Origin of the sequence: Bradyrhizobium sp. BRP56 (assembly GCF_020194035.1) — a bacterium.
GTDB lineage: Bacteria > Pseudomonadota > Alphaproteobacteria > Rhizobiales > Xanthobacteraceae > Bradyrhizobium > Bradyrhizobium australafricanum.
Map to the genome: position 1 here is coordinate 34,545 of NZ_JADYVV010000019.1, position 24,931 is coordinate 59,475.

A 24,931-nucleotide genomic window follows, 5' to 3' on the forward strand; every position below is an offset into this window, starting at 1 on the left:
TCCTTATCCATTTGATTCCATGGTCCGACGCACTTAACTATGACTGAGGCGGCCGACCAAATGAATTGGGGATGACGCCGGGCCTGATCCGGATCGGATCATGCTCAAATAGGGTTTCGGAGACCGACATGACTGCTGCCATCACCGTCAGCGAACGGGCCGCCCGCCGGATCGGGCAGATCCTCAGCAAGGAAGGCGAAGGCGCCAAGCTGCGCATTTCGGTCGAGGGCGGCGGCTGCTCCGGTTTCCAGTACAAGTTCGACGTCGAGCGCACCCAGGCCGATGACGACCTCGTGATCGAACGCGACAGCGCGGTGGTGCTGATCGATCCCGCCTCGGTCCCATTCCTCGCGGGCTCGGAGGTCGACTTCGTCGACGACCTGATCGGCGCCTCGTTCCGCGTCGTCAATCCGAACGCCACCGCCTCCTGCGGCTGCGGCACCAGCTTCTCGATCTAACGCTTCGCGATCCCGAGCGGTTTCTCCCGGCGAGCCGGTTTCCGGCTCGCGCCGAACGCTCGGCTATTCCGCCGCGACCACCTGCGGCCGCTCGACGTCGCCGCCTGTCTCCGCCTGCGGGTCGAGCTTGCGGCGCAGCCTGCGGTCGATGCGGTCGAGATAGATGTAGATCACGGGCGTGATGAACAGCGTCAGCAATTGCGAGACGCAGAGGCCGCCGACCACGGCCACGCCGAGCGGCTGACGCAGTTCGGCGCCGGCACCCGCGCCGAGCGCGATCGGCAGCGTGCCGAAGATCGCCGCGAACGTCGTCATCATGATCGGGCGAAAGCGCAGCAGCGCCGCCTCGCGGATCGCGTGCTCGGCGCTGAGGCCGACGCGGCGTCGCTCGAGCGCGAAGTCGACCATCATGATCGCATTCTTCTTGACGATGCCGACCAGCATCACGATGCCGATCATCGCAATCACAGACAGCTCCATCCCGAACATCATCAGCGTCAGGATCGCGCCGATACCGGCCGACGGCAGGCCGGAGATGATGGTGATCGGGTGGATGAAGCTCTCATAGAGAATGCCGAGGATCACGAAGGCCGCGAACACCGCGGCGAGGATCAGCACGCCCTGCCCGCGCAGCGAATCCTGGAACACCTGCGCGGTGCCGGAGAAGCCGGTCACAATCGTCGGCGGCAGGTTCGCGGTCTGCTCGAGTTCGGTGATCTTGTCGACCGCGTAGCCGAGTGAGGTGCCCGGCGCGAGGTTGAACGAGATCGTCACCGCCGGCTGCTGGCCCTGGTGGTTGATCTGCAACGGCCCGACCGTCGGCACCAGCCGCGCCACCGCATCCAGCGGAATGGTCTGGTTGTTCGCGGTCTTCATGTAGAGCTTCGAGAGGTCGGACGGATCGACGCGGAACTGCGGCTGCACCTCGAGGATGATCTGGTAGTCGTTCGACGGCATGTAGATGGTGCCGACCTGCCGCGCGCCATAGGCGTTGTAGAGCTGGTTGCGGACCTGATCGACGGTGACGCCGTAGACCGCCGCCTTCTCGCGGTCGATGTCGACCGTCATCTGCGGGTTCTTGATGTAGAGGTCGGTGGTAACGTCGAGCAAGCCCGGGATCTTCTCGATCTTGTCGCGCATCTCGGGCGCCAGCCGGTACAGCGCCTCGGTATCGCCGCTCTGCATCACATACTGATACTGGCTCTTGGAGATGCGGCCGCCGATGCTGAGGTTCTGGATGCTCTGGAAGAACGCCTGCATGCCCGGGATCTCGCGCGCCTTCTGCCGGAGCCGGCCGATCACCACGGTGGCGTTGTCGCGCATCTTCTGCGGCTTCAGCGCGATGAACAGCCGGCCGTAATTCGCCGTCGGATTGGGACCGCCGGAGCCGACCGTAGAGTTGATGTACTCTATCGCCGGATCGGTCCGCAGCACCTCGACCAGCGCCTGCTGGCGCACCTTCATCGCCTCGAACGAGGTGTCGGTCGCAGCCTCCGTCACGCCGATCAGAAAGCCGGTGTCCTCCTGCGGGAAGAAGCCCTTCGGCACGATCATGTAGAGGTAGATGGTGCCGCCGAGCGTCGCCAGCGTCACCACCAGCATCAGGGCCTTCTTGGCCAGCACCCAATCCAGCGCCCATTCATAGCCGCGCAGCCAGGCCTCGAACATCGCCTCGAAGGCCCGCAGCACGACGTTCGGCCGCTTGGTCGCGTCATGCGCGCGCAGCACGCGGGCGCACAGCATCGGGGTCAAGGTCAGCGACACGAAGCCGGACACGATGATGGCGACCGAGATCGTCACCGCGAATTCGCGGAACACGCGGCCGACGATGCCGCCCATCAGCAGCACCGGGATGAACACGGCGATCAGCGAGAAGGTGATCGAGATGATCGTGAAGCCGATCTCGCGGGCGCCCTTCAGCGCCGCCTCGAACGGCTTCATGCCGTGCTCGATGTGGCGGACGATGTTCTCCAGCATGACGATGGCGTCGTCGACCACGAAGCCGACCGAGAGCGTCAGCGCCAGCAGCGTCATGTTGTTGATGGAGTAGTCCAGCGCGTACATCGCCGCGCAGGTGCCGAACAGCGAGATCGGCACCGCGAGTGCCGGAATGAAGGTCGCGGACGCCGAGCGCAGGAACAGGAAGATCACGAGGATCACGAGCCCGATCGCGATCAGCAGGGTCTCCTCGACGTCGCTGACCGCCTGGCGGATCGAGACCGAACGGTCCATCATGACCTGCATGGTCACCGAAGGCGGGATCGCGGCGCGCAGCGCCGGCAGCTTGGCCAGCACGGCGTCGACCACCGCCACGGTGTTGGCGTCGGGCTGCTTCTGGATCGCGAGCACGATCGCCCGCTCGTCGTTCATCCAGGTCGCGATCTTGTCGTTCTCGACGCTGTCATAGACCTTGGCGATCTCGTCGAGCCGGACCGGCGAGCCGTTGCGCCAGGCGACGTAGATCTGGCGGTAGTCGGCTGCCTTGTCCATCTGACCGGAGGCCTGCAGCGCGACGTCCTGCTTGGGGCCGTTCAAGGTGCCGACCGGCGTCGACGAATTGGCGCGCGACACCGCGGCGCGGATATCCTCCATCGAGACGCTGCGCGCGGCGGCGGCCTCCGGATCGGCCTGGACGCGGATGGCGAATTTCTGCGCGCCGTAGATCAAGACCTGGGCGACGCCCGGCAGCTGCGACAGCGCCTGCCCGATCGTGATGTCGCCGTATTCGTTGACGCTCGACAGCGGCAGCGTCGCCGAGCCGAGCGAGACGAACAGCACCGGGAAGTCCGCCGGGTTCACCTTCCGGAAGCTCGGCGGGATCGTCATCTCGATCGGCAGCCGGCGCTGCGCGATCGTCAACGCGGTCTGCACGTCGAGCGCGGCGGCATCGATGTTGCGGTTGAGGTCGAACTGGATGGTGATGACGCTCGTACCCTGCGACGAGTTCGAGGACATCGAGGAGATGCCGGCAATGGTCGAGAGCTGGCGCTCGATGATGCCGGCGACCGAGGCCGCCATGGTGTCGGCGCTGGCGCCGGGCAGGGTCGCGGTCACCGCGATGGTCGGGAAGTCCACCTTGGGCAGCGCCGAGACCGGCAGCAGGCGGAAGCCGAACACGCCGAATGCGATGATCGACGCCGTGATCAGCGTCGTCATGACCGGGCGGCGGATGCAAAGCTCGGAGAGCGTCATCGGTCAGGCTCCGGCCTTACGCGCCCGCAGTTCAACCCGCGATCCCTCCGAGAGCAGCAGCTGGCCGTCGACGACGACGCTTTCATCGCCCGCCAATCCGTCTGAGATCACCGAGCTGCCCTGGAAGGTGCGATCGACCTTGACCGGCCGGACCTTGGCGACGCCGTCCTTGACGACGAAGACAAAATTGCCGTTCTGGCTGCGCTGCACCGCGACCGTCGGCACCACGATCGCGTCTTCGCTGCGGATGATCAGCTTGGTCTGCACGATGGTGCCGGGCCAGAGCGTCTCGCTCTCGTTGTTCATGATGCCGCGCACGGTCACCATGCCGGTGGTCGCGTCGACGGCGTTCTCGACCATCGCGACCTTGCCGCGCTCGGAGCGCTGGTGGCCGGGAATGGTCGCGATCACCTTGGAATCGCCCTTCCCCATGGCGTCGCGCAGATCGACCAGCGCCCGCTGCGGAATCGCGAAGGTGACGTAGACCGGTGCCATCTGGTTGATGACCGCGAGCGGCTGGGTGTCGGCGGGGCGGACGAAGTTGCCGACCTTGACGTTGGCGACGCTGATCCGTCCCGCGAATGGTGCGCGGATGACGGTGTAGCTCTTCTGGACGCGGAGATTCTCCAGCGCGAAGCGGTCGGCCTTGATGGTGCCGATCAGGACGTCGGACTGGGTCTTGGCGTTGTCGAGGTTGACCTGGGTGGTCGCACCCTTGCCGACCAGTTCGGTGTAGCGGCGGAGGTCGCGCTGCGCGCCCTCGAGCTGGGCCTGGTCGCGGGCCAGGACGCCCTCGGCCTGCTCGATCTGCGCGTCGATCTGCCGCGCGTCGAGCGTGAACAGCAGATCGCCTTCATTGACCTTGGCGCCGTCCTCGAAATGCACCGAGACAATGGTAGTCTCCAGCCGCGACTTCAGCGCCACGCTGGAGATCGGCGTGACCTGTCCAATGGCATCGACATCGACCGGAACCGATTTGCGTTCCGCCTTGGCGAGATCCACGGACACCACGCGCGGCCGCGCCGTCCCTTGCGCGGTGGCAGCGCCGCCACCCATCCATGAAGTGCGGGTCATGTAAGCCGCCCCGGCCGCAATGCCGAGAACAGCGACAGTCAGAACCAAATTGCGTTTTTTCATAAGTTTTGCACGTGCGCCGCCGGCTTCCCTTGAAGGCCGGTGCGCGTCGTCACTCCCCCGTCGGCAATTGTTGCGCCTTGTTTCCTGAGAGGGTTAGCACAGGCGGACCGCCCATGGTATGCCACCTAAGTGAAATAGTGCGGCTTCAATCCGGTCATTTGCATGCGCATCGCCGGACGTTTTGAGTAACCGGGCCGCATCCGTTCTGCTTCATTGAGCTTCCGAATCGCGACCTTATGTCCACCTCCGTCCTTGTCTGCCTCTGGGAAGAAGCCCGCGAACGCTCCCGTGCCATCCGCTACAGCGTCTTCGTCGAGGAACAGCGGGTGCCGGTAGAACTGGAATGGGACGACATGGACGCATCGAGCTGGCATGCGCTGGCGTTCGCCGACGACGGTGCGCCCTTGGCCACGGGCCGGCTGCTGCCGGACGGTCATATCGGCCGCATGGCCGTGCTCAAAGCGGCGCGCGGCGCAGGCGTAGGCGCCCGCGTGCTGGACGCGCTGATGGCCAAGGCGGCCGAACTCGGCTATCCGGAACTGATCCTCAACGCGCAGACGCACGCGGAGCCGTTCTACGCACGCGTCGGCTTCGAGCGGATCGGCGCGGAATTCGAGGAGGCCGGCATCCCGCACATCGAGATGCGGAAGCGCTTGGTCTAAGCGGGGCGGCGCTCGGTCACGTGCCCCCACAATGAAGGAAGTCCGATGGCAGTTCGCATCGCTACGTGGAACGTCAACTCGGTCCGGCAACGGATCGAACTTCTGGTCAGCTGGCTGAAGGAGTGTTCCCCCGACATCGTCTGCCTGCAGGAGATCAAATGCGTCGACGACGCGTTCCCGAGGCTCGAGGTCGAGGCGCTCGGATATAATGTCGTGACCCATGGCCAGAAGACCTTCAACGGCGTCGCGCTGCTGTCGAAGCTGCCGTTCGACGAAACCAAATCGGGCCTCGCCGGTGACGACGAGGACGCACATGCCCGCTTCCTCGAGGGCGTCGTCACGCTGAAGCAGGGCGTGATCCGGGTCGCGTGCCTTTATCTGCCCAATGGCAACCCCGCCAATACCGACAAATATCCGTACAAGCTCAAGTGGATGTCGCGGCTTCTTGAGTATTCGAAGGAGCGGCTGAAGGCCGAGGAGCCGCTGATCCTGGCCGGCGACTTCAACGTGATTCCGGCGGCCCGTGACGTCTACAATCCCGCCGCCTGGGCCGATGACGCCCTGTTCCGCCCCGCCACCCGCGAGGCCTTCCAGTCCCTGCTCGGCCTCGGCTTGATCGACGCGCTCCGCGCGGTCAATGACGAGCCCGGCCAGTACACGTTCTGGGACTACCAGGCCGGCGCCTGGCAGAAGAACTGGGGCCTGCGCATCGACCATCTTTTGATGTCGCCGCAGGCCAGTGACCGGCTGATCCACGTCGGCATCGACAGCTATGTCCGGGCCTGGGAGAAGCCGTCCGACCACGTCCCGGTCTGGGCCGATCTCGATTTCGAGATCGCCTGACCCCGCCGGCCGGCGGGAAGATCAATCCCGGCGGCCCTGCACCCAGTGCTCGAGCATCTGCAGCGCCATCGCGCGATCGTCCTCGGAGGCCTTGGCGATCGCCCGGTTGTAGCTTTCCTTGATCCAGGCCTCATCCGGCGTCGCACTGTCGCGCGCCAGCGTCAGCCACATCAGGCCGCGTGCCCGCTGCGGCGGCAGGCGGTCGCCGTTGAACAGCATCTGGCCGAGCAGCGCCTGCGCCTGATGCTGGCCCTTCTGGGCGGCAAGGCCGAGCCAGCGCGCGCCGTAGCGGAAGTCGTCCCGCGAGGCGTCCGGCGTCTTCAGGTAGAGCCGGGCAAGGTCGTACTGGGCGTCGGCATTGCCGAAATAGGACGCGGCATAGGAGAACATCTCCCGCGCCCGCTCGGTGTCCGCCTTCACCTTGGAATTGGGAATGCCGCTCAGATAGTAGCGGCCGAGCGCGACGAAGGCGTTGGCCACGATCGAGGCCTGCGGTGCCGACGGCGAATCCTCGGCATGCGCATTGGCGATCCGGCTGAAATACTCGAAGGCGCGCATGTCGTCCTGGATAACGCCATCGCCCTCGGCGTACATCTTGCCGAGCTTCCACTGCGCGACGGGGTGACCGCCCTCGGCCTGGTACTGCAGCGTGCTGAACGACGAGGTCGGCGAGGTCGCCGCAGGCGCCACCGAGGTGGCGGCCCGTTTCAGCGCGCCGGCGGTCCCCGGCTGCGGGGAAACCACAGGAAGAACCGTATCTTGTGGGTTGACCGGTGCGCCGTCGAATCCGAATCCGGGGCCTGCCACCGGGATGGCCCCTAACGCAAACGCCAATATCGTACGCCTAAACGTCCGCATAACACTGTTTCTCGTACGCGCCACCCGGATGGGTGACTGCGCCATCCACCGCCGGCCCCACTTGCTCGGCGTACTTCCACAGCGCACCAGATGTATGGTTCGTCGCGCGAGGGGCCCATTTGGTCTTACGATTTGCGAGTTCGGCGTCGCTCAAATTTACGTTAAGGGTGCCGGCGACCGCATCGATCTCGATGATGTCGCCGTCTTGCAACAACCCGATCGGCCCGCCGACGGCCGCTTCAGGTCCAATATGTCCGATGCAGAAGCCACGGGTGGCGCCGGAGAACCGGCCATCGGTGATCAGCGCAATCTTGCCGCCCATCCCCTGCCCGGTCAGTGCCGCCGTGGTCGCCAGCATCTCCCGCATGCCGGGACCGCCCTTCGGCCCCTCATAGCGGATCACGATCACCTCACCTTCCCTGTAGGTGCGCTTCTGCACCGCCTCGAAGGCGTCTTCCTCGCGGTCGAAGCACCGGGCCGGACCGGTAAACCTCAGGTTGGACATTCCCGCGACCTTCACGATCGCACCCTCCGGAGCGAGATTACCCTTCAGCCCGACAACCCCACCCGTCACGGTGATCGGATTGTCGGCGGGCCGCACCACATCCTGGTGCGGATTCCATTTCACGCTTTTGAGGTTTTCGGCGATCGTTCGGCCAGTGACGGTCAGGCAATTCCCGTGCAGGTGGCCATTGTCGAGCAGCGTCTTCATCAGCAGCGGAATGCCACCTACTTCAAACATGTCTTTGGCAACATAACGGCCGCCCGGCTTCAAATCCGCGACGTAAGGAGTCTTTTTGAAGATTTCGGCAACGTCGAACAAATTGAATTTAATGCCGCACTCATGGGCGATCGCCGGCAGGTGCAGCGCAGCATTGGTCGAACCACCTGAGGCTGCAACCACGGCCGCAGCATTTTCAAGGGCTTCGCGGGTGACAATGTCGCGGGGCCGGATGTTTTTCTCGATCAGCTCCATCACCTTCTCGCCGGCGGCGGCGCAGAAGGAGTCGCGGATCTCGTAAGGCGCCGGGGCCCCGGCAGAATACGGGAGCGCGAGGCCAATCGCCTCGGAGACGGTCGCCATGGTGTTGGCGGTGAACTGGGCGCCGCAGGCGCCGGCCGACGGGCACGCCACCCGCTCGATCTCGTCGAGGTCCTCGTCCGACATGGCGCCGACCGAGTGCTTGCCGACCGCCTCGAACATGTCCTGGACGGTGACCGGCTGGCCGCGGAAGTTGCCGGGCAGGATTGAGCCGCCATAAATGAAGATCGACGGCACGTTGAGGCGGACCATCGCCATCATCATGCCCGGCAGCGACTTGTCGCAGCCGGCGAGCCCGACCAGCGCGTCATAGGAGTGGCCGCGGACCGTCAGTTCGACCGAATCGGCGATGCATTCGCGCGACGGCAGCGACGAGCGCATGCCGTCATGGCCCATTGCGATGCCGTCGGTGACGGTGATGGTGCAGAACTCGCGCGGCGTGCCACCGGCCGAGGCCACGCCCTTCTTCACCGCCTGCGCCTGGCGCATCAGCGAAATGTTGCAGGGAGCGGCTTCATTCCAACATGAAGCAACGCCGACAAAAGGTTGATGAATCTGGGCTGTCGTCAGCCCCATCGCATAAAGATAGGACCGGTGCGGTGCGCGCTCGGGGCCCTCCGTCACGTGACGGCTGGGCAGCCTGCCCTTGATGTTCGTCTTGGCGTCCATCGCGACCCTGTTCCCGGCGCTCTTTCCTCATCAACGCCGGAACCCGAAAAAATGTCCCGTCGTCGGAGCGCTGGCTATTCAGCTACGTGAATATCCTTTCATGTCGGGGTGTGGCTAAAAAGCGGCGCGAGTGCGGACCGGGTGCTTTTAAGGTTAAATGTTCAAGCACCGTTGCAACATCGCAACAATCGTGGCCGCCGGGCAACCATGTATTATCAGTCCTTATAGGCACCTGACGCGGGCCCGACCACATAGCCGACGGATTGCCGCCATGTGATGAAGCTCGCTGGAGTAGCGGGAAAGGACAGCCCCTGCTCACAGATTCAACTGTCAAACAGCGTATTCGGCATCATCACCCGCGCATGCGCGTGCGAGTGATCCAGTATTCCAGAGGCGCCAGTTGCTGAGCCGAGAGAACACGTCCTCCGCCGTCGTCCCGGCGAAGGCCGGGACCCATACTCCGCAGCGGGTGTTATGGATGGGACTCGTCGTTCCACCGATGCGCAGCAATGACCATCGGCGGTTATGGGTCCGGCTTTCGCCGGGACGACACTGAGTGTGTTGCGCGGGCTCGTGCTTCGCACGCCCCGGAATGCCGACGAGGAGACGTCGTTCGAGCATCCAGAGGATGGCTGGAGCGCAGCGATGTCGTCCAATTCGCGGACGCGATGGCGTATCGCTTCAGCCTTCGCTCTTCGGGCTACGGCGGACAAGTCCCTCCATCCTGCAATTTACCCGGCGGCCAGCTTCGGTGGCGACGGAGGTGACCAGCACTCCGTGCGATTCCTGCCGTGCTCCTTGGCCTGGTAGAGCGCCGCATCGGCAGCCTTCATTAGGGCATCGATCCCCGGCATGCTTGTGAGCGCCTCGGCAACGCCGATGCTCACCGTGAGTGATACCGACCGATCATCCGCACCCACCGTCAGCGCTTCCGCCCTCTTGCGGATGCGTTCGGCGACGGTTCGGGCGCGCGACAATGTGGTCTCCGGCAGCAGGACGGCGAACTCCTCGCCTCCAACGCGGCCGACGACGTCGGACTTGCGCTTGCCCCGAATGCATATCCCGGCAACAGCCTTGATGGCCTCGTCACCGACCGCATGTCCGAAGCGGTCATTGATGCTCTTGAAGTGATCGATATCAACCATCAGCACGGATACCGAACGATAGTAGCGCTGGAACCGGCTCCACTCCGCATCCAGCGTCGTCAGGAAGTGCCTGCGGTTGAACAATCCGGTGAGCGGATCGGTGGTCGCGAGCACCTCCAGCTGCCGTGCGTTGCGGACGAGATCGGTCACGTCGACGAAGGTCAGCATGCGACCGCCGTTTGCCATCGTCGAGCAATGGATCCTGATATGGCGGCCGTCCGGCGTCTGCACGTCGCGCTTGTGATCGCCTGCCTTGATCTCCGCAATCCGCTTCGCAGGAAAGGCCCTGATTTGCTCCGGGGTCGCGCCTGCCGAAACGGCGCGGCGGTTGCGCGTGAGCAGCGTGATGTATGCCGGATGCCGCGCAACCTCCTCCTCGCTCACCTCCCAGAATTCCCGCATTCGCCGATTGAGGAAGATCGCATTGAGATCGCGGTCGAGCAGGACGACGCCGTCTTCGACGTTCTCGAGCGCGCCGGTCAGTACCTTGAGCTTGTCGGATGCGCGCACGATGTCGGTCACGGGCGTGTAGCTCACCATCCGGCCGCCGTCGGGCAGCGGCGTGCACTGACATCGAACCACATCACCGTTGCTGCGCCTGAGATCGATCGGGTTGGGGTCCCCGACGCTCACGAGGCGGACGCGCTCGGCAAGGTAGGCATGAAGCTGCTCAGCCGGCAGCTCATAGGCCATGGTCTTGCAGCCGTGATGCATCAGATCGGCGAAGGTGGGGCTGCGGTCGGCCACCGCGTCCGGAAGCGCCCACATGCTCCGAAACGCACGATTAATGAACTGGGCCTTCAGCTCCGAGTCCAAAAGCAGGATGCCGACGGGTATCTGATCGAGCGCCGCGCGCAGCGCCAGCATGTGCCCGCGCAGAATATCGCCGCTGCGCCGCTCCGGAATGGCGGCCGGCGCAGGAGCGGCAGGCGCAGGCACCGCAGCGTTGGCCTGCTGCTCTTCAAAGACCAGGCCGAGCTGGCGGTCCGATTGCCACAGCCGTTTGCATGGCTTCACCTGATTGCTGCCGACGAGCAACAGTTGAATGTGATCGGGAATGCCAACGACACTTTCAAGTTCCACGGTGGCGCCCGTCTCCGTGAGCTGGCGGACCGTGCAGTCGAAGGCCGACCGGCCGAAGTTGAAGACGATCTTTCCGGCCAAAAACGTTCGGCCGCGGGAAGCTGACACCTGTCCGGACATGGCGAGAATCCACCTGGAGCAATTGCGAGCCTCTTCACCTCAGCACGTTTGAGTCACCAAGCCATGAACGCTTTCGGGAGGGTTTGATCGGGAGCCGAGCCAATGACGGCGGCTGTGTGCGCCGCAAAACGGGTTCCATCCGGCGGGAGGACTCGCGCGTCAGGTGGAGCGAAGCGATACGCATCATTCGCGTCGCGGATACTGAATTGAAGGGCTTCGCCGCGCGCTAACCGATCCGATTACGGCTCCGCCGCATCGTCAGTTGCTCACCTCATCTCCGAGCGCTTCGATTTGCCTCCGGAATGCCTCGAAACGCTCATGCGCTTCCGCCTTCGCTGTTCGAGCTACGGCGGACAAGTCGCTCCCATCAATCGGTCAAAGTCACTGCCGGGAAGAATTTAGTTCTACCCTATAATTATGCTGTGTTAGACGCAGTCCGAGTAGTAGCGTCGCAACTCCCTCAGTAACAGTGTCAGGGAAACGCCCGCCATGTCTGCTCTCCAAGCAAAGCTGGAACGTTTTGAGATCCTCGCCGACGAATGCGAGCTGATCGCTAGCAGGACGCTGGATGGGAGCAACCGCGAGCTATACCAGCGGTTGGGCGGGCACTATCGCGAGCTGGCGACCGATATGAGGGCCGTGATCGCGACGATCAATGCTCCGGCGGCGTAAGAAAAAGGGCCGCTCGAAACAACAAGCGGCCCAAGTCTAGGGAGGAAACGCCCTCAAGGAGGGCGGCGATAGCGCGAAGCGCTGTCGCACGCTACGCATATGGGTTGAGAGTCCAGCTTCGGGAGCCCAGATTGCGCAAGCCAGGGGCGCGACTATGTGCCTTGAATCTGCGCTTCGCAGCGCATAACTCCGGGCGCGACCGCCGAAGATTGAGGCGGCTGCAATCCCGATAGCCGTCAATGCCGCCCGGGCCGCGACGGATATCGCTTCCGCCTTCGCTCCTCGAGCAACGGCGGCAAATCGCTCCAAGCATCCCACACTTTACGATTTGGCGAGCCGCTTGCGCTTCGCGTTGAGCGCGGACGCAACACGGCTGACCGGCGGACGGCCGAGCAAGCCAGCCATCTCGTTGGTCGCGGCCAGCAGTCTGTCCATATCGATCCCGGTCTTCACGCCCATGCCCTCGAGCATGTAGGCGACGTCCTCGGTCGCGACGTTGCCGGTGGCGCCGGGGGCGTAGGGGCAGCCGCCGAGACCGCCGGCGGCGGCATCGATGACGCGGACGCCCTCTTCCATGCCGGCATAGAGATTGGCGAGCGCCTGGCCGTAGGTGTCGTGGAAGTGCATCGCGAGGTTGCCGATCGGCAACTCAGAACCGACGGCACGCAGCATCTGTTTGGCCTTCAGCGGCGTGCCGACGCCGATGGTGTCGCCAAGCGAGATCTCGTAGCAGCCGAGATCCCACAGTGTCACCGCGAGGTCGGCGACCGCCTTCGGCTTGATCTCGCCGTCGAACGGACAGCCGAGCACGCAGGAGATGTAGCCACGCACCTTGACGCCGTCGGCCTTGGCGCGCGCCAGCACCGGCTTGAAGCGCTCGATCGATTCCGCGACCGAGCAGTTGATGTTGGCGCGGGAGAAACCTTCGGAGGCCGCCGCGAACACCGAGACCACCTCGGCGCCAGCCGCGCGCGCGGCGTCATAGCCCTTCTCGTTCGGCACCAGCACGTGGAATTCGGCGCCCTTGATGTGACTGACGCCGCGCAGCACCTGGTCGGAGCTCGCCATCTGCGGGATCGCCTTCGGCGACACGAATGCGCCGACCTCGACCGTATTGAGCCCGGCCGCCACCAGCGCCTCGACGAAGGCGATGCGCGCCTCAACGCTGACCGGCGTCTTTTCGTTCTGCAGGCCGTCGCGCGGCCCCATCTCGACGAGTTGGATCTGAACGCTCATGACGCGGCCGCAGGTTCGACTTCGGCAAGCTCGACGCCCTCGCCGACGATGTCGCCGACCTTGCATTTGAGCTTCTTCAGCACCCCGGCATAGGGCGCGCGCAGGGTCTGCTCCATCTTCATCACTTCGAGCGTCAGGATCGGGGCTCCCTTCTCGAGCGTTGTGCCCTCCTCGGCCAGCAGCGCTACCACCGTGCCCGGCAAGGGCGCCACGATCTTGTCCTCGCCGACCTGCTCCTCGCTCTCGCCGCCGAACGGATCGACCCAGTGCAGGTCGAAGCGGCCGTTGCGGGTGCGCAAGTAAAGTTCGTGGCCTTCGATGACCGAGGCGACGCGGGACTTGAGGCCGTTGAGCGTCAGGTCGAAGCCGTCATCGCCGGCTGACGATATGGCGAAGACGAGTTCGCGACCGCCGACGGAGAGCGTCGACGGTCCGTTGCCATAGTGCAGCGTGATGGTCTGGGCGGGCTCATGGCCCTGCCGGAACGAAAACACCCGCTGACGGCGGCCGACCGGCATCCAGCCGAAGGCCTGCCAGGGCGAGCTGGCCTCCCGCCGCGCCGCCTTCTGCTCGTCGTTGACGATCGCGGCGACCGCCGCGCAGAGCTCGAACTCGCCGGCCGTGCCGGTACCCGATGTCAGGTTCTTCAGCTCGCGCTCGATGAAGCCGGTGTCGATCGCATTAGCTCGCGTGTCCTTGTGCGTCACCAGCGCCGACAGGAACGGGATATTGGTGACGATGCCGCGGACATCGGTCTCCTGCAGCCCGCGATTGAGCTTGTCGATCGCGCCCTCGCGCGTCGGCGCCCAGGCGATCACCTTGGCGAGCATCGCGTCGTAGTACGGCGAGACGTTATCGCCGCTGCGATAGCCGGCATCGATGCGCAGGCCGTCGCCTTCCGGCGGCGTCCGCCAGGTCTTGATGCGACCGACCGAGGGCATGAAGTTCTTCTGGGGATTTTCCGCGTAGACGCGCGCCTCGATGGCGTGGCCATTGAGCCTGATCTCGTCCTGCTTCAGCGGCAGCGCCTCGCCGAAGGCGACGCGGAGCTGCCATTCGACGAGATCGACACCGGTGATCAGCTCGGTGACGGGATGCTCGACCTGCAGGCGGGTGTTCATCTCGATGAAGAACACGTCCTTGCCGTCGGAGACGAACTCTATGGTGCCGGCGCCGATATAGTTGACCGCGCCGGCCGCCTTGCGGGCGGCCTCGCAAACCGTCTCGCGTTGCGCGGCGTTCAGCGTCGGCGACGGCGCCTCCTCGATCACCTTCTGGTGGCGGCGCTGCAGCGTGCATTCGCGCTCCCACAGCGAGAGCAGATTGCCGTGGCTGTCGCCGATGATCTGCACCTCGATGTGGCGCGGGTTCTGCACGTATTTCTCGATCAGCATGCGGTCGTCGCCGAATGCCGCCTTGGCCTCGCGCTTGGCGCTGGTGATCGCGGCCGTGAGCTCAGCCGCCGAATTGACCACACGCATGCCGCGGCCGCCGCCGCCGGCCGACGCCTTCACGAGCACCGGGAAGCCGATCCGGTTGGCGGCCTCCGCCAGCGTCGCCTCGTCCTGGGCCTCGCCGTGATAGCCCGGCACCAGCGGCACGCCGGCCTTCTCCATCAGCGCCTTCGAGCCGGACTTCGAGCCCATCGCCGTCATCATCTCGGCGGTCGGACCGACGAACACCAAACCTGCCTCGAGACAGGCCTGCGCGAACTCGGCATTTTCAGACAGGAAGCCGTAGCCGGGATGCACCGCCTCGGCGCCGGTCTCCTTGGCGGCGGCGATGACGCGCTCGATGCTGAGATAGCTGTCGCGCGCCCGTGCCGGACCGAGCAGCACCGCCTCGTCGGCGAGCGCGACATGCATCGCGTCGCGGTCGGCCTCGGAATAAACCGCGACGGTGCGCAGCCCCATGGCGCGCGCCGAACGGATGACGCGGCAGGCGATCTCGCCGCGGTTGGCGATCAGGAGCGTGCGGAAACGCCGGGTGAGTTTTGAGCGGTCCATGGTCAGTTCCTGGGTCACATCCTGAACAGGCCGAACTTCGTCGGCTCGATCGGGGCGTTGGCTGCCGCCGACAGGCCGAGCCCGAGCACGAGGCGCGTATCAGCCGGATCGATCACGCCGTCATCCCACAACCGCGCCGTCGCGTAATAGGGATTGCCCTGCTTCTCGTATTGCGCGCGGATCGGCTCGCGGAATTTGTCCTCCTCTTCCGCCGACCAGCTCTCGCCCTTGGCCTCGATGCCGTCGCGCCGCACCTGGCTCAGCACCATCGAGGCCTGCTCGCCGCCCATCACCGAGATGCGCGCATTCGGCCACAGCCAGAGGAAGCGCGGGCTGTAGGCGCGGCCGCACATGCCGTAATTGCCGGCGCCGTAGGAGCCGCCGATCACGACGGTGAATTTCGGCACCCCGGCGGTGGCGACCGCCGTCACGAGCTTGGCGCCGTCGCGCGCGATACCGCCGGCCTCGTACTTCTTGCCGACCATGAAGCCGGTGATGTTCTGCAGGAACACCAGCGGAATGCCGCGCTGGCAGCACAGCTCGATGAAATGCGCGCCCTTCAGCGAGCTCTCGCTGAACAGGATGCCGTTGTTGGCGATGATGCCGACCGGATAGCCAAAGATATGGGCGAAGCCGCAGATCAGCGTGGTGCCGTAGAGCTTCTTGAACTCGTCGAATTCGGAGCCATCGACGATCCGCGCGATGATGTCGTGCACGTCGAACGGTTTTCTGCCGTCGGCGGAGACCACGCCGTAGATCTCCTCGGCCGGAAACAGCGGCTCCTGCGGGGAACGCATGTTGAGCTGTGCCTTCACCGGCTGCTTCAGAGTCGCCACGATGCGGCGCGCGATCCCGATCGCGTGGGCGTCGTTCTGCGCATAATGATCGGTCACGCCCGACTGGCGCGAGTGCACATCGGCGCCGCCGAGTTCTTCGGCGGTGACGACCTCGCCGGTCGCCGCCTTCACCAGCGGAGGACCGCCGAGGAAGATCGTGCCTTGATTCCGCACGATGATGCTCTCGTCGGACATCGCCGGCACATAGGCGCCGCCAGCGGTGCAGGATCCCATCACGATCGCAATCTGCGGAATGCCCTGCGACGACATCTGGGCCTGGTTGTAGAAGATGCGGCCGAAATGCCGCTCGTCGGGAAAGATCTCGTCCTGCAGCGGCAGGAAGGCGCCGCCGGAATCCACTAGGTAGACGCAGGGCAGATTGTTCTGCCGCGCGATGTCCTGGGCGCGCAGATGCTTCTTCACCGTCATCGGGTAATAGGTGCCGCCCTTGATGGTGGCGTCGTTGGCGACGATGATGCATTCGCGACCCGAGATGCGCCCGACGCCGGTGATGACGCTGGCCGAATGCACGTCACCACCATAGAGCCCGTTGGCGGCGAGCGGCGATAGCTCAAGGAATGCGGTGCCGGGGTCGACCAGGAGATCGACGCGATCGCGCGCCAGCATCTTGCCGCGCGAGGTGTGCCGCTTGCGCGAGGTCTCGCCGCCGCCGCCGGCCACCTGGTTGAGCTTGCCGCGAAGTTCAGCGACCAGGCCGCGCATCACCTCGGCGTTGCGGGCGAATTCAGAAGATGTGGGATCGATCGTCGAATGAAGCGGCATCGGTGTTTGCACGTTTCGTTGGAGTATCGGTGGGGTTCCAGGTCAATCATCGTGCCGGGGTGAGCACAACTGCCACCGTCGATGCGGTGACAGCCCCTCACCCCGCAAGCGCGGGGCGAGGCAGAAGACATCAGGCTGTCTTGGCGAACAGCTCGCGGCCGATCAGCATGCGGCGGATCTCGCTGGTGCCGGCGCCGATCTCGTAGAGCTTTGCGTCGCGCAGCAAGCGGCCGGTGGGATAATCGTTGATGTAGCCGTTGCCGCCGAGCAGCTGGATCGCATCCAGCGCGCACTGGGTGGCCTTCTCGGCGGCATAGAGGATGGCGCCGGCGGCGTCCTCGCGCGTGGTCTCGCCGCGATCGCAGGCCTTCGCCACCGCGTAAACATAGGCGCGCGAGGCGTTCATCGTGGTGTACATGTCGGCGACCTTGCCCTGCACCAGCTGGAACGAGCCGATCGGCTCGCCGAACTGCTTGCGCTCGTGCACGTAGGGCAGCACGACGTCCATGCAGGCCTGCATGATGCCGATCGGCCCCGCCGCCAGCACCGCGCGCTCGTAGTCGAGACCACTCATCAGCACGTTGACGCCGCGGCCGACCTCGGAGAGCACGTTCTCCTCCGGCACCTCGCAATCCTCGAATACCAGCTCGCAGGTGTCGGAGCCGCGCATGCCGAGCTTGTCGAGCTTCTGCGCGGTCGAAAATCCCTTCATGCCCTTTTCGATGATGAAGGCGGTGATGCCGCGCGGGCCGGCGTTCGGATCGGTCTTGGCGTAGACCACCAGCGTATCGGCGACCGGGCCGTTGGTGATCCACATCTTGTTGCCGTTGAGGACGAAGCGGTCGCCCTTCTTGTCGGCGCGGGTCTTCATCGAGACCACGTCCGAGCCCGCGGACGGCTCCGACATCGCGAGCGAGCCGACATGCTCGCCCGAGATCAGCTTCGGCAGGTATTTGCGCTTCTGCGCCTCGTTGCCGTTGCGGCGGATCTGGTTGACGCAGAGGTTGGAATGGGCGCCATAGGATAGGCCGACCGAGGCCGACGCCCGCGAGATCTCCTCGACGGCGATGCAGTGCTCGAGATAGCCGAGGCCCGAGCCACCATACTCCTCCTCGACGGTGATGCCGTGCAGGCCGAGCGCGCCGATCCGGGGCCAGAGGTCGCGCGGAAACTGGTTGCTGCGGTCGATCTCGGCGGCGCGCGGCGCGATCTCGTTGGTCGAGAAATCATGCACCGTCTCGCGGATCGCATCCGCGGTCTCGCCAAGGTCGAAATTGAAGATTGCCGCCTGGTTCGAGGCCATGATCCCTCCCGTGAGATTCATCTTGCAATTAAACGATCATACGTTTTTTTCTTGGCTTCGCAAGCAATCGTGCTATGGTTTGGGCGCGAAATCCGCAGTTCATTGAATTCACTGGGATTTCATGCGATATACATACGGTCGTTCGCTTGTTTCCTGGTCCTCCCTGGCAAGCCAACACCCTCCGAGGCCCCGATGGCACGCACGATCGGCTCACACGGCCCCACCACGCTGGAGGCGATCCGCAAGGCCGGCGTGCGCCTGATCTTCGAGCACGGTTACGAGGCCATGAGCCTGCGCCAGCTCGCCGCCGAGGTCGGCATCCAGGCAGGCTCACTCTACAACCATATCTCAACCAAGCAGGACCTGCTGTTCGATCTGGTCCAGGACCATATCAACGATTTGCTGCGCGAGCTTGATCTTGCGCTCGAGGGCAAGGCCGATCCGGTTGAGAAGCTGCGCGCCTTTGTCGCGTTCCACGTCACCTACCACATGACCCGCAAGCGCGAGGTCTTCATCGCCAATTCCGAGCTGCGCAGCCTCGATGCGAAGAACTACGACGCCGTGGTGGCGCTGCGCGGTGCCTATGAGCAGCGGCTGGCGCAGATCCTCACCGACGGGGCGGCGGACGGCGCGTTCGAGGTGGTCGACATCCAGGTCGCGACCTTCGCGATCCTGGCGCTGCTCACCGGGCTCTGCACCTGGTACCGCCCCGGCGGCCGGCTGACCCGCGACGCCATCATCGCGGCGCATGAGAAGCTGGTGCTGTCGGGCGTCGCGCCGCAGGCCGCGATCGACCAGGCGAGCCACGGCAGCGACAGCCGGCGCGCCGCCGTGGCGGGCTCGTAGCCGTGACCGAGCGCCCACAGCTCGATGACATCGATCTGCGGATCCTGTCCGAGTTGCAGCGGGACGGCCGGATCAGGATCAACGAGCTCGCCGAACGGGTCGGCATCACCGCCCCGCCCTGCCTGCGCCGGGTTCGCACCCTGCGCAGCCGCGGCGTGATCCAGGCGATCCGCGCCACGCTGGACGAGCGGCTGCTCGGCTATGAGGTGACGACCTTCGTGCTGATCCAGCTCGATAGCCAGACCCTGAGCGCGATCGAGGCGTTCGAGGCTGATGTGGCGGCCGTGCCGCGCTTCCTGCAATGCTGGCGGATCTCGGGCGATGCCGACTTCATGCTCCGATGCGTCGCGCCCAGCGTCGACGACATGCGCCAGCAGCTGCTGCAATTCGCCGGCCTGCCCAATGTGCGTAAGATCAGAAGCTTTCCGGTGCTCGGCGTCTCCAAGGACGCGCCGCTGCCGATCCCGGGCGCCCTCGCCGCGCCCGCGGCGAGCTGATCGGGGCGCCAGTCAGGACTTAGTGGGTCCAACCTTAGTGGGTCCAAGGCTCCCAACGGCGGAACGCGAAATTGTCGGCATAGGCGATCTGGCGGTGCGCCGAATCCTTCGGCTCGATCACCTGGTAGGCGATGCCCTTGCGCTCGCAATAGGCGACCGCCTCTTCCTTGGTCTCGAACTGCAGCGTCAGCTGCTGCTTCATGTCGGTGGACGAGGTCCAGCCCATCAAGGGCTCCACGGAGCGCGGCTGCTCCGGCTCGTAGTCCAGTTGCCACTCTTTGGTCTTGGCACGTCCCGATTGCATCGCGTTTTTGGCGGGCTTAAAAATGCGTGCGGTCATGGATGGTCGGCCCCGTGGGATGTGCGACATGGAAGCGATTTGAAGGAAACCGCCGGGATAGTATAGAGACACCTATCAACGATCTGATCGGTGATTCCTCGATCTCGGAGGCAGCCTTCGCCGGACCGGTATAGTCATTCTACCGCGCTGTGACAATCTGGCCTCGGGAGGCTTCCCTTAGCAGTCCCCCGGGCCCGCGGCGCGATCTTCTCGACAAGCATCACCTCGAGGAAGCGGCGCGCCATGGAAATCCACGCTACCCTGCCCGAAAAAGGACGTGACCTCCGACTCGACCTGTTCCGCGGGGTCGCGAACTGGGCGATCTATCTCGATCACATCCCCGACAACGTCGTGAACTGGATCACGACGCGGAATTACGGCTTCAGCGACGCCGCGGACCTGTTCGTCTTCATCTCCGGCTACACCGCCTCCTTCGTCTACGCCCGCATGATGCTGGAACGCGGCTTCATCGTCGGCGCCACCCGGCTGACCAAGCGGGTCTGGCAGCTCTATGTTGCCCACATCATCCTGTTCGTGATCTACATCGCCTCGATCAGCTATCTGGCGCTGCGCTTCGGCGATTCCGAGATCATCAACGAGTTCAACGTCGCCGGCCTCGTCGACAACGCCACCGAGACACTGCGCCAGGGCCTGTTCCTGAAATTCAAGCCGGTCAATCTCGACGTGCTGCCGCTCTATATCGTGCTGATGGGCCTGTTCCCGCCGGTGCTGTGGTTCATGCTGCGGCGGCCGAACTGGACCATGGCGGCCTCGCTCGTGCTGTGGCTGGTGTCGCGCCACCAGGGCTGGAACCTGCCGGCCTACCCGGCCGGCAGCTGGTACTTCAATCCGTTCGCCTGGCAGGTGCTGTTCGTGTTCGGCTCGTGGTGCGCGATGGGCGGCGCGCGCAACAACATGCGCATCATCAACTCGCGCTACACGCTGTGGTTTTGCATCGCCTATATGATCTTCGCGCTGATCATGACGATGGCCGGGCGCTTCCCGGACTTCGGCGCCATGTTCCCGGACTGGCTCTATTCGACCTTCAACCCGAACGACAAGACCAACCTCGCGCCGTATCGCTTCCTGCACTTCGTGGTGATCACGGTGCTGGTGATCCGCTTCATCCCGAAGGACTGGGCGGCGCTGGAGTGGAAGGTGTTCGATCCCCTGATCGTCTGCGGCCAGCAGTCGCTGGCGGTGTTCTGCGTCGGCGTGTTCCTGTCCTTTGTCGGACATTTCGAGCTCTCGATGAGCTCGGGCTCGCTGTTCGCGCAGATCTTCGTCAGCATCTCCGGCATCGCGATCATGACGATCGTGGCCTATTACATCTCGTGGTCGAAGCGGCAGGACAAGCCGGTCAAGCCGCCGGCGGCAAAACCCACGGCGCCGGCGAAGGCGGCGTAAGTCCCTTATATTTGAGCAAGGCCGCGCAAACGCTTCGCGTTTGTCGCGGGGAAAACCGCTTCGCACTTTTCCGGGCCATGCTCTAGAGCATTTTCGGTTCTGATTGAATCAAAACCGAAGCTCTAGATTCTTGTTTTGACGCGTTTTCTTCACGCGAACCGGTGCCCACTTCGCTCGAAAACGCTCTCTAGCCGCCGCGACTGGTGTCCTGCGTCGTCGAGGAGACGATGGTGGCGACGTCGCCGAACGTCGTCATCACGGGCGTGACGACCTTGTGCATAGCGGTCTTCGACACCAGCGTGTCATGCATCACGAGGTTGTCGATCCCGGTAGTGAGGAAACAGCTGACCGCGTCCTGCGGCGTCTCGATGATCGGCTCGCCCTTGACGTTGAACGAGGTGTTGATCAGGACCGGCACGCCGGTCAGCGCCTCAAACTCCTTCAGCAGGCGATAGAGCATCGGGTTGGTCTCTTCCCGCACGCTCTGCACCCGCGCCGAACCGTCGACATGCACGATCGCCGGGATCCTGTCGCGCCATTCCGGCCGCACCGGCTTTGCGATCAGCATGTAGGGCGAGTCCTCCTCGCCTTCGAAGATCTCCTTCATGCGCTCGGCCAGCACGATCGGCGCGAACGGGCGGAAGGCCTGGCGGTGCTTGACCCGGCTGTTGAGGATGTCCTTCATCTCGGCCCTGCGCGGATCGGCGATCAGGCTGCGGTTGCCGAGCGCGCGCGGACCGAACTCGGAACGGTCCTGAAACCAGCCGATCACGCGCTGGTCGGCGAGCAGCTTTGCGGTGTCGCGGCAGATATTGTCGCTGCGCTTCGCGTCGATCTGGATGCGCACCAGGAAGCTTTGCAGCGCGGCGGCCACCTCGGCGTCGCTGTAGCGCCGCCCGACATAGGCGTGGTCCATCACGAACGAGCGGCGCTGCTTGAGCACTTCGAGCCAGCCGTAATAAGCGCAACCAATCGCGATGCCGTCGTCGCCGGCGGCGGGCTGGATCCAGATGTTTTCGAAACCTGACTCGCGCGCGATGCGGCCGTTGGCCACGCAGTTCAGCGCGACGCCGCCGGCGATGCAGAGATTCTTCGCACCCGTGGTCTCGCGCAGCCAGCGCGCCCGCGCCAGCAGCACGTTCTCGGTGTCGTCCTGCACCCGCCAGGCGATATCCTCCCAGTGCCGCATCGTCGGGCTCTTGTCCCAGCTGCCGCTGTCGAGCACGAAGGGCTGCTGGTTCTCGGCGCCCCAAAACGGCACGTGCAGCTTGCCGTCCTTCATCTCGAGCAGATGGCCGACCTGCTCATGGCGGCCATAGGGCGCAAGCCCCATCAACTCGCCGCACTTGTTCCAGTCGCCGAACACATAGGTCGAGACCCGGCTGTACAGCGCCCCCAGTCCCGGCATGTTGTAGAACTCGTCCGACAGGAGCCCGCGCGCCGGCTCCATGAAGACCTTCTTCAGGCATTCGAGCCTGGTGTCGTCGAACCTGTAGTAACTCTCGGACTCGCGGGCCAGCGGCGATGCCCCATCCTGCGGATAGGACTCCATCGCGTCGGCCTGATAATTGCCGACACCATCGACGATCATCACGACGCCGTCGTTGAAGGGCGACACCGCGAACGCGCTGTAGGCATGCGCGAGGTGGTGCGAGATCGACACCACCTTGTCGGATTTGGAACGAAACAGCGGATGCTTGATTGCCTCGTTGCGTTCGGCGATCGGCAAGAAGCCCGGCATATCCTGGTGGAGCATCCGCTCCTCCATCTCGGGCACCGGCAGGATGTAGCTGTTGCGCACCACGAGATCGACGTCGTCGAGGGTGATGCCCTCGGCCGACAGGCAGTAGTCGACGACTTCCTTGTAGAAGCCGGAGGCGTGCTTCTCGCGGGTGATGCGCTCCTTGGAGATCGCGTAGGCGATCGCGCCGTCACGCAGCAGGCAGGCGCTGACGTCATGGTCGTAGACGTTGAGACCAAGGACGTAAGTGTGTTGTTTCGGCATGGGCACTCTTTGGAAGGATACAGCAACCGCTGAGAGAACAGGATCGTGTCGACTTCAAGTTCTCGCCGGCATTTTCCGAGGTTCTCAAATCTCTGCTTCTGCGATGCACAAATCAAATCGGCGCAACGCAAGATGAACAGAATGAACGGCGGATGAACGACAAGATGAGCGCAGCAACGACAGTATCCTTTGCAGGCGGGACTGTAACTTGACCTTACCTGTTGGTCTCAATAGAGTCGTTAAAGCTCGCAAGAACCTTAGTGAAAATATTGTCTTAGCATGCACGAACCGAATGCCGGTGTCGCGCGTCTAAGCGAGACAGCCAGCATCAGTTCAGATGTTTGGAAGTGGACTGGAGATCTTCAGAATGACTAAACGCTACAATATCCTGACTCGTTGCCTAGCAGCAGTCGCTTTGTTGTTCGTCTATGTCGCAAGCACCTCTGCCATCCTGGTCGGCGTCACCACAGCGCCTGCGCAAGCCTGGCGCGGACGCGGCGGTGGCTGGGGCTATCGCGGCGGCGGCTGGGGTCGCGGTCGCGGGTGGGGCTATGGCCGCGGATATGGATATGGCCGTGGCTATGGCTACTACGGCGGTTACGCCGGTCCCCGTTGCTGGTGGACCCCGCGTGGTGTTCGCGTTTGCCGGTGGTAACAACCGCCCGGTCGACACAAGCGATATTAAAGACATGAAATCAGGTGCGTCGGTCCCGACGCACCTGATTTGCTTTTTGGGGGTTGGTTCACCCGCCGGGCTTGGCTCAGCTGCGGCACGCAAGAAAGAGCCCCGGAGACGCCGGGGCTCTAGTCACGGGAGAGAACGCTTCCGAAATCGGGACGCGAGGACGAGCCGGCGGCCCGATCACCCAATGCATCTACTGCGTGCATGAAAGCAGATTCGGCTGCCTCAAGCTGTAGCGGTGCCGCAACAACCAGCCGTAATGCACAGCCTGTCCACCGGTTCCCAAAGCTGGCCGATCAGAACCCCGGCGCGCCTAGCCGTCGAGGATGGCGACCGCCCTCGTCCAGCCCGCCGACGCGCGCTCGATCTTCACCGGGAAGCACGACACCATGAACCCGGTCGACGGCAGCTGCTCGAGATTGTGCAGCTTCTCGATGTGGCAGTAACCGATGTGCCGCCCGGCCTTGTGGCCTTCCCAGATCAGGCTGGCGTCCCTGGTCTCGGCGTATCTCTTCGCGGTGAAGACGAACGGCGCGTCCCAGCTCCAGCCGTCGATGCCGGTCAGCCGCACGCCGCGCTCGAGCAGATACATCGTCGCCTCGTAGCCCATGCCGCAGCCCGAATTGACGTAGTCGGGCTGGCCATATTTCGCGCCCGCGCTTGTGTTGACGACGACGATCTCGAGCGGCGACAGCGTGTGGCCGATGCGCTTCAGCTCGGCTTCGACATCCTTGGCGGTCGCGACATAACCGTCAGGCAGATGGCGGAAGTCGAGCTTCACGCCCGGCTGGAAGCACCATTCCAGCGGCACCTCGTCGATGGTCCAGGATCGCTCGCCGCGGTTCATGGTCGGATGGAAATGCCAGGGCGCATCGAGATGCGTGCCGTTGTGGGTGGAGAGCGAGACCTGCTCGACGGCCCAGCCCTGTCCGTCGGGCAGGTCCTCCGCCTTCAGTCCATCGAAGAACTGCAGCATGCGCGGCAGCCCCTGCTGGTGATCGATATACTGGATGGTCGGATGGTTGCCGGGCGGATCGGCCGGAACGTCGTTCTGCAGGGGAACGGAGATATCGATCAGTCTGCGCGCCATGGTGCTTTCTCGCGGATTG

General features: G+C 64.3%; 20 protein-coding genes. 8 read left to right on the forward strand and 12 right to left on the reverse strand.

The window, feature by feature from the left end:
• Positions 1–128 precede the first annotated feature (128 nt).
• Positions 129–458, forward strand: coding sequence for an iron-sulfur cluster insertion protein ErpA (gene erpA, locus I6F38_RS15745; protein ID WP_016846874.1), 330 nt, complete (start codon positions 129–131; stop codon positions 456–458).
• Positions 459–521: 63 nt separating this feature from the next.
• On the opposite strand, the gene I6F38_RS15750 is transcribed toward erpA, so the two are convergent.
• Complete coding sequence (locus tag I6F38_RS15750; RefSeq protein WP_225160981.1) at positions 522–3,650, reverse strand: efflux RND transporter permease subunit; 3,129 nt, start codon at positions 3,648–3,650, stop codon at positions 522–524.
• Positions 3,651–3,653: 3 nt separating this feature from the next.
• Entirely contained in the window at positions 3,654–4,787 is a 1,134-nt protein-coding gene (locus I6F38_RS15755; protein WP_225160982.1) for an efflux RND transporter periplasmic adaptor subunit, read from the reverse strand.
• A 236-nt stretch (positions 4,788–5,023) separates the two neighbouring features.
• Between I6F38_RS15755 and I6F38_RS15760 the strand changes: the two genes are divergently transcribed.
• Both I6F38_RS15760 and xth read left to right on the forward strand, forming a co-directional pair.
• A complete protein-coding gene (locus I6F38_RS15760) occupies positions 5,024–5,449 on the forward strand; it encodes a GNAT family N-acetyltransferase (RefSeq protein WP_225160983.1) in 426 nt (141 codons plus the stop codon).
• A 45-nt stretch (positions 5,450–5,494) separates the two neighbouring features.
• A complete protein-coding gene (xth, locus tag I6F38_RS15765) occupies positions 5,495–6,292 on the forward strand; it encodes an exodeoxyribonuclease III (RefSeq protein ID WP_225160984.1) in 798 nt (265 codons plus the stop codon).
• 21 nt (positions 6,293–6,313) lie between these two features.
• Here the strand turns inward: xth and I6F38_RS15770 are convergent, their stop codons facing one another.
• From I6F38_RS15770 to I6F38_RS15780, 3 genes are all read right to left on the reverse strand, one after another.
• Positions 6,314–7,150 carry a tetratricopeptide repeat protein gene (locus tag I6F38_RS15770; protein ID WP_225160985.1) on the reverse strand — a complete coding sequence of 279 codons (837 nt, stop codon included), beginning with the start codon at positions 7,148–7,150 and terminating at the stop codon, positions 6,314–6,316.
• Positions 7,137–8,861, reverse strand: coding sequence for a dihydroxy-acid dehydratase (gene ilvD / locus I6F38_RS15775; RefSeq protein ID WP_018271516.1), 1,725 nt, complete (start codon positions 8,859–8,861; stop codon positions 7,137–7,139). Before ilvD ends, I6F38_RS15770 begins: the two co-directional genes overlap by 14 nt.
• A gap of 731 nt (positions 8,862–9,592) precedes the next feature.
• Positions 9,593–11,209 carry a sensor domain-containing diguanylate cyclase gene (locus I6F38_RS15780; protein WP_225160986.1) on the reverse strand — a complete coding sequence of 539 codons (1,617 nt, stop codon included), beginning with the start codon at positions 11,207–11,209 and terminating at the stop codon, positions 9,593–9,595.
• A gap of 489 nt (positions 11,210–11,698) precedes the next feature.
• On the opposite strand from I6F38_RS15780, the gene I6F38_RS15785 reads away from it, so the two are divergent.
• Positions 11,699–11,881, forward strand: a complete 183-nt coding sequence (locus I6F38_RS15785) for a hypothetical protein (protein WP_016846867.1) — start codon at positions 11,699–11,701, stop codon at positions 11,879–11,881.
• 321 nt (positions 11,882–12,202) lie between these two features.
• On the opposite strand, the gene I6F38_RS15790 is transcribed toward I6F38_RS15785, so the two are convergent.
• The 4 genes from I6F38_RS15790 to I6F38_RS15805 form a co-directional block, all read right to left on the reverse strand.
• Positions 12,203–13,117 (reverse strand): hydroxymethylglutaryl-CoA lyase, encoded by a 915-nt coding sequence (locus I6F38_RS15790; protein WP_225160987.1) that lies wholly within the window; start codon positions 13,115–13,117, stop codon positions 12,203–12,205.
• Positions 13,114–15,123 carry an acetyl/propionyl/methylcrotonyl-CoA carboxylase subunit alpha gene (locus tag I6F38_RS15795; RefSeq protein WP_225160988.1) on the reverse strand — a complete coding sequence of 670 codons (2,010 nt, stop codon included), beginning with the start codon at positions 15,121–15,123 and terminating at the stop codon, positions 13,114–13,116. The genes I6F38_RS15790 and I6F38_RS15795 overlap by 4 nt, the downstream gene beginning before the upstream one ends.
• Positions 15,124–15,137: 14 nt before the next feature.
• Positions 15,138–16,742 (reverse strand): carboxyl transferase domain-containing protein, encoded by a 1,605-nt coding sequence (locus I6F38_RS15800; RefSeq protein ID WP_225160989.1) that lies wholly within the window; start codon positions 16,740–16,742, stop codon positions 15,138–15,140.
• A 130-nt stretch (positions 16,743–16,872) separates the two neighbouring features.
• Complete coding sequence (locus I6F38_RS15805; protein WP_225160990.1) at positions 16,873–18,045, reverse strand: isovaleryl-CoA dehydrogenase; 1,173 nt, start codon at positions 18,043–18,045, stop codon at positions 16,873–16,875.
• Between the two features lie 192 nt (positions 18,046–18,237).
• Between I6F38_RS15805 and I6F38_RS15810 the strand changes: the two genes are divergently transcribed.
• Both I6F38_RS15810 and I6F38_RS15815 read left to right on the forward strand, forming a co-directional pair.
• The gene (locus tag I6F38_RS15810; protein WP_225160991.1) at positions 18,238–18,891 is read left to right on the forward strand and encodes a TetR/AcrR family transcriptional regulator; all 654 of its coding nucleotides are present in this window, start codon (positions 18,238–18,240) and stop codon (positions 18,889–18,891) included.
• 2 nt (positions 18,892–18,893) lie between these two features.
• Complete coding sequence (locus I6F38_RS15815; RefSeq protein WP_225160992.1) at positions 18,894–19,388, forward strand: Lrp/AsnC family transcriptional regulator; 495 nt, start codon at positions 18,894–18,896, stop codon at positions 19,386–19,388.
• Between the two features lie 34 nt (positions 19,389–19,422).
• On the opposite strand, the gene I6F38_RS15820 is transcribed toward I6F38_RS15815, so the two are convergent.
• Positions 19,423–19,728, reverse strand: a complete 306-nt coding sequence (locus I6F38_RS15820; RefSeq protein ID WP_016846428.1) for an ETC complex I subunit — start codon at positions 19,726–19,728, stop codon at positions 19,423–19,425.
• 243 nt (positions 19,729–19,971) lie between these two features.
• On the opposite strand from I6F38_RS15820, the gene I6F38_RS15825 reads away from it, so the two are divergent.
• Positions 19,972–21,135, forward strand: a complete 1,164-nt coding sequence (locus I6F38_RS15825) for an OpgC domain-containing protein (protein ID WP_225160993.1) — start codon at positions 19,972–19,974, stop codon at positions 21,133–21,135.
• Between the two features lie 187 nt (positions 21,136–21,322).
• Here the strand turns inward: I6F38_RS15825 and I6F38_RS15830 are convergent, their stop codons facing one another.
• Positions 21,323–23,140 (reverse strand): carbamoyltransferase C-terminal domain-containing protein, encoded by a 1,818-nt coding sequence (locus I6F38_RS15830; RefSeq protein ID WP_225160994.1) that lies wholly within the window; start codon positions 23,138–23,140, stop codon positions 21,323–21,325.
• A 367-nt stretch (positions 23,141–23,507) separates the two neighbouring features.
• Between I6F38_RS15830 and I6F38_RS15835 the strand changes: the two genes are divergently transcribed.
• The gene (locus I6F38_RS15835) at positions 23,508–23,795 is read left to right on the forward strand and encodes a hypothetical protein (protein WP_225160995.1); all 288 of its coding nucleotides are present in this window, start codon (positions 23,508–23,510) and stop codon (positions 23,793–23,795) included.
• A gap of 340 nt (positions 23,796–24,135) precedes the next feature.
• Here I6F38_RS15835 and I6F38_RS15840 read toward each other — a convergent pair whose 3' ends face one another.
• On the reverse strand, positions 24,136–24,912 hold the full coding sequence (locus I6F38_RS15840; RefSeq protein ID WP_092083424.1) for a cyclase family protein: 777 nt from the start codon (positions 24,910–24,912) through the stop codon (positions 24,136–24,138).
• Positions 24,913–24,931: the final 19 nt, after the last annotated feature.

What these genes read in the sequence shown, in the direction of transcription:
- erpA (WP_016846874.1), top strand. Translation starts at nt 129, where the DNA reads ATGACTGCTGCCATCACCGTCAGCGAACGGGCCGCCCGCCGGATCGGG.
- I6F38_RS15750 (WP_225160981.1), bottom strand. Translation starts at nt 3,650, where the DNA reads ATGACGCTCTCCGAGCTTTGCATCCGCCGCCCGGTCATGACGACGCTG.
- I6F38_RS15755 (WP_225160982.1), bottom strand. Translation starts at nt 4,787, where the DNA reads ATGAAAAAACGCAATTTGGTTCTGACTGTCGCTGTTCTCGGCATTGCG.
- I6F38_RS15760 (WP_225160983.1), top strand. Translation starts at nt 5,024, where the DNA reads ATGTCCACCTCCGTCCTTGTCTGCCTCTGGGAAGAAGCCCGCGAACGC.
- xth (WP_225160984.1), top strand. Translation starts at nt 5,495, where the DNA reads ATGGCAGTTCGCATCGCTACGTGGAACGTCAACTCGGTCCGGCAACGG.
- I6F38_RS15770 (WP_225160985.1), bottom strand. Translation starts at nt 7,150, where the DNA reads ATGCGGACGTTTAGGCGTACGATATTGGCGTTTGCGTTAGGGGCCATC.
- ilvD (WP_018271516.1), bottom strand. Translation starts at nt 8,861, where the DNA reads ATGGACGCCAAGACGAACATCAAGGGCAGGCTGCCCAGCCGTCACGTG.
- I6F38_RS15780 (WP_225160986.1), bottom strand. Translation starts at nt 11,209, where the DNA reads ATGTCCGGACAGGTGTCAGCTTCCCGCGGCCGAACGTTTTTGGCCGGA.
- I6F38_RS15785 (WP_016846867.1), top strand. Translation starts at nt 11,699, where the DNA reads ATGTCTGCTCTCCAAGCAAAGCTGGAACGTTTTGAGATCCTCGCCGAC.
- I6F38_RS15790 (WP_225160987.1), bottom strand. Translation starts at nt 13,117, where the DNA reads ATGAGCGTTCAGATCCAACTCGTCGAGATGGGGCCGCGCGACGGCCTG.
- I6F38_RS15795 (WP_225160988.1), bottom strand. Translation starts at nt 15,123, where the DNA reads ATGGACCGCTCAAAACTCACCCGGCGTTTCCGCACGCTCCTGATCGCC.
- I6F38_RS15800 (WP_225160989.1), bottom strand. Translation starts at nt 16,742, where the DNA reads ATGCCGCTTCATTCGACGATCGATCCCACATCTTCTGAATTCGCCCGC.
- I6F38_RS15805 (WP_225160990.1), bottom strand. Translation starts at nt 18,045, where the DNA reads ATGGCCTCGAACCAGGCGGCAATCTTCAATTTCGACCTTGGCGAGACC.
- I6F38_RS15810 (WP_225160991.1), top strand. Translation starts at nt 18,238, where the DNA reads ATGGCACGCACGATCGGCTCACACGGCCCCACCACGCTGGAGGCGATC.
- I6F38_RS15820 (WP_016846428.1), bottom strand. Translation starts at nt 19,728, where the DNA reads ATGACCGCACGCATTTTTAAGCCCGCCAAAAACGCGATGCAATCGGGA.
- I6F38_RS15825 (WP_225160993.1), top strand. Translation starts at nt 19,972, where the DNA reads ATGGAAATCCACGCTACCCTGCCCGAAAAAGGACGTGACCTCCGACTC.
- I6F38_RS15830 (WP_225160994.1), bottom strand. Translation starts at nt 23,140, where the DNA reads ATGCCGAAACAACACACTTACGTCCTTGGTCTCAACGTCTACGACCAT.
- I6F38_RS15835 (WP_225160995.1), top strand. Translation starts at nt 23,508, where the DNA reads ATGACTAAACGCTACAATATCCTGACTCGTTGCCTAGCAGCAGTCGCT.
- I6F38_RS15840 (WP_092083424.1), bottom strand. Translation starts at nt 24,912, where the DNA reads ATGGCGCGCAGACTGATCGATATCTCCGTTCCCCTGCAGAACGACGTT.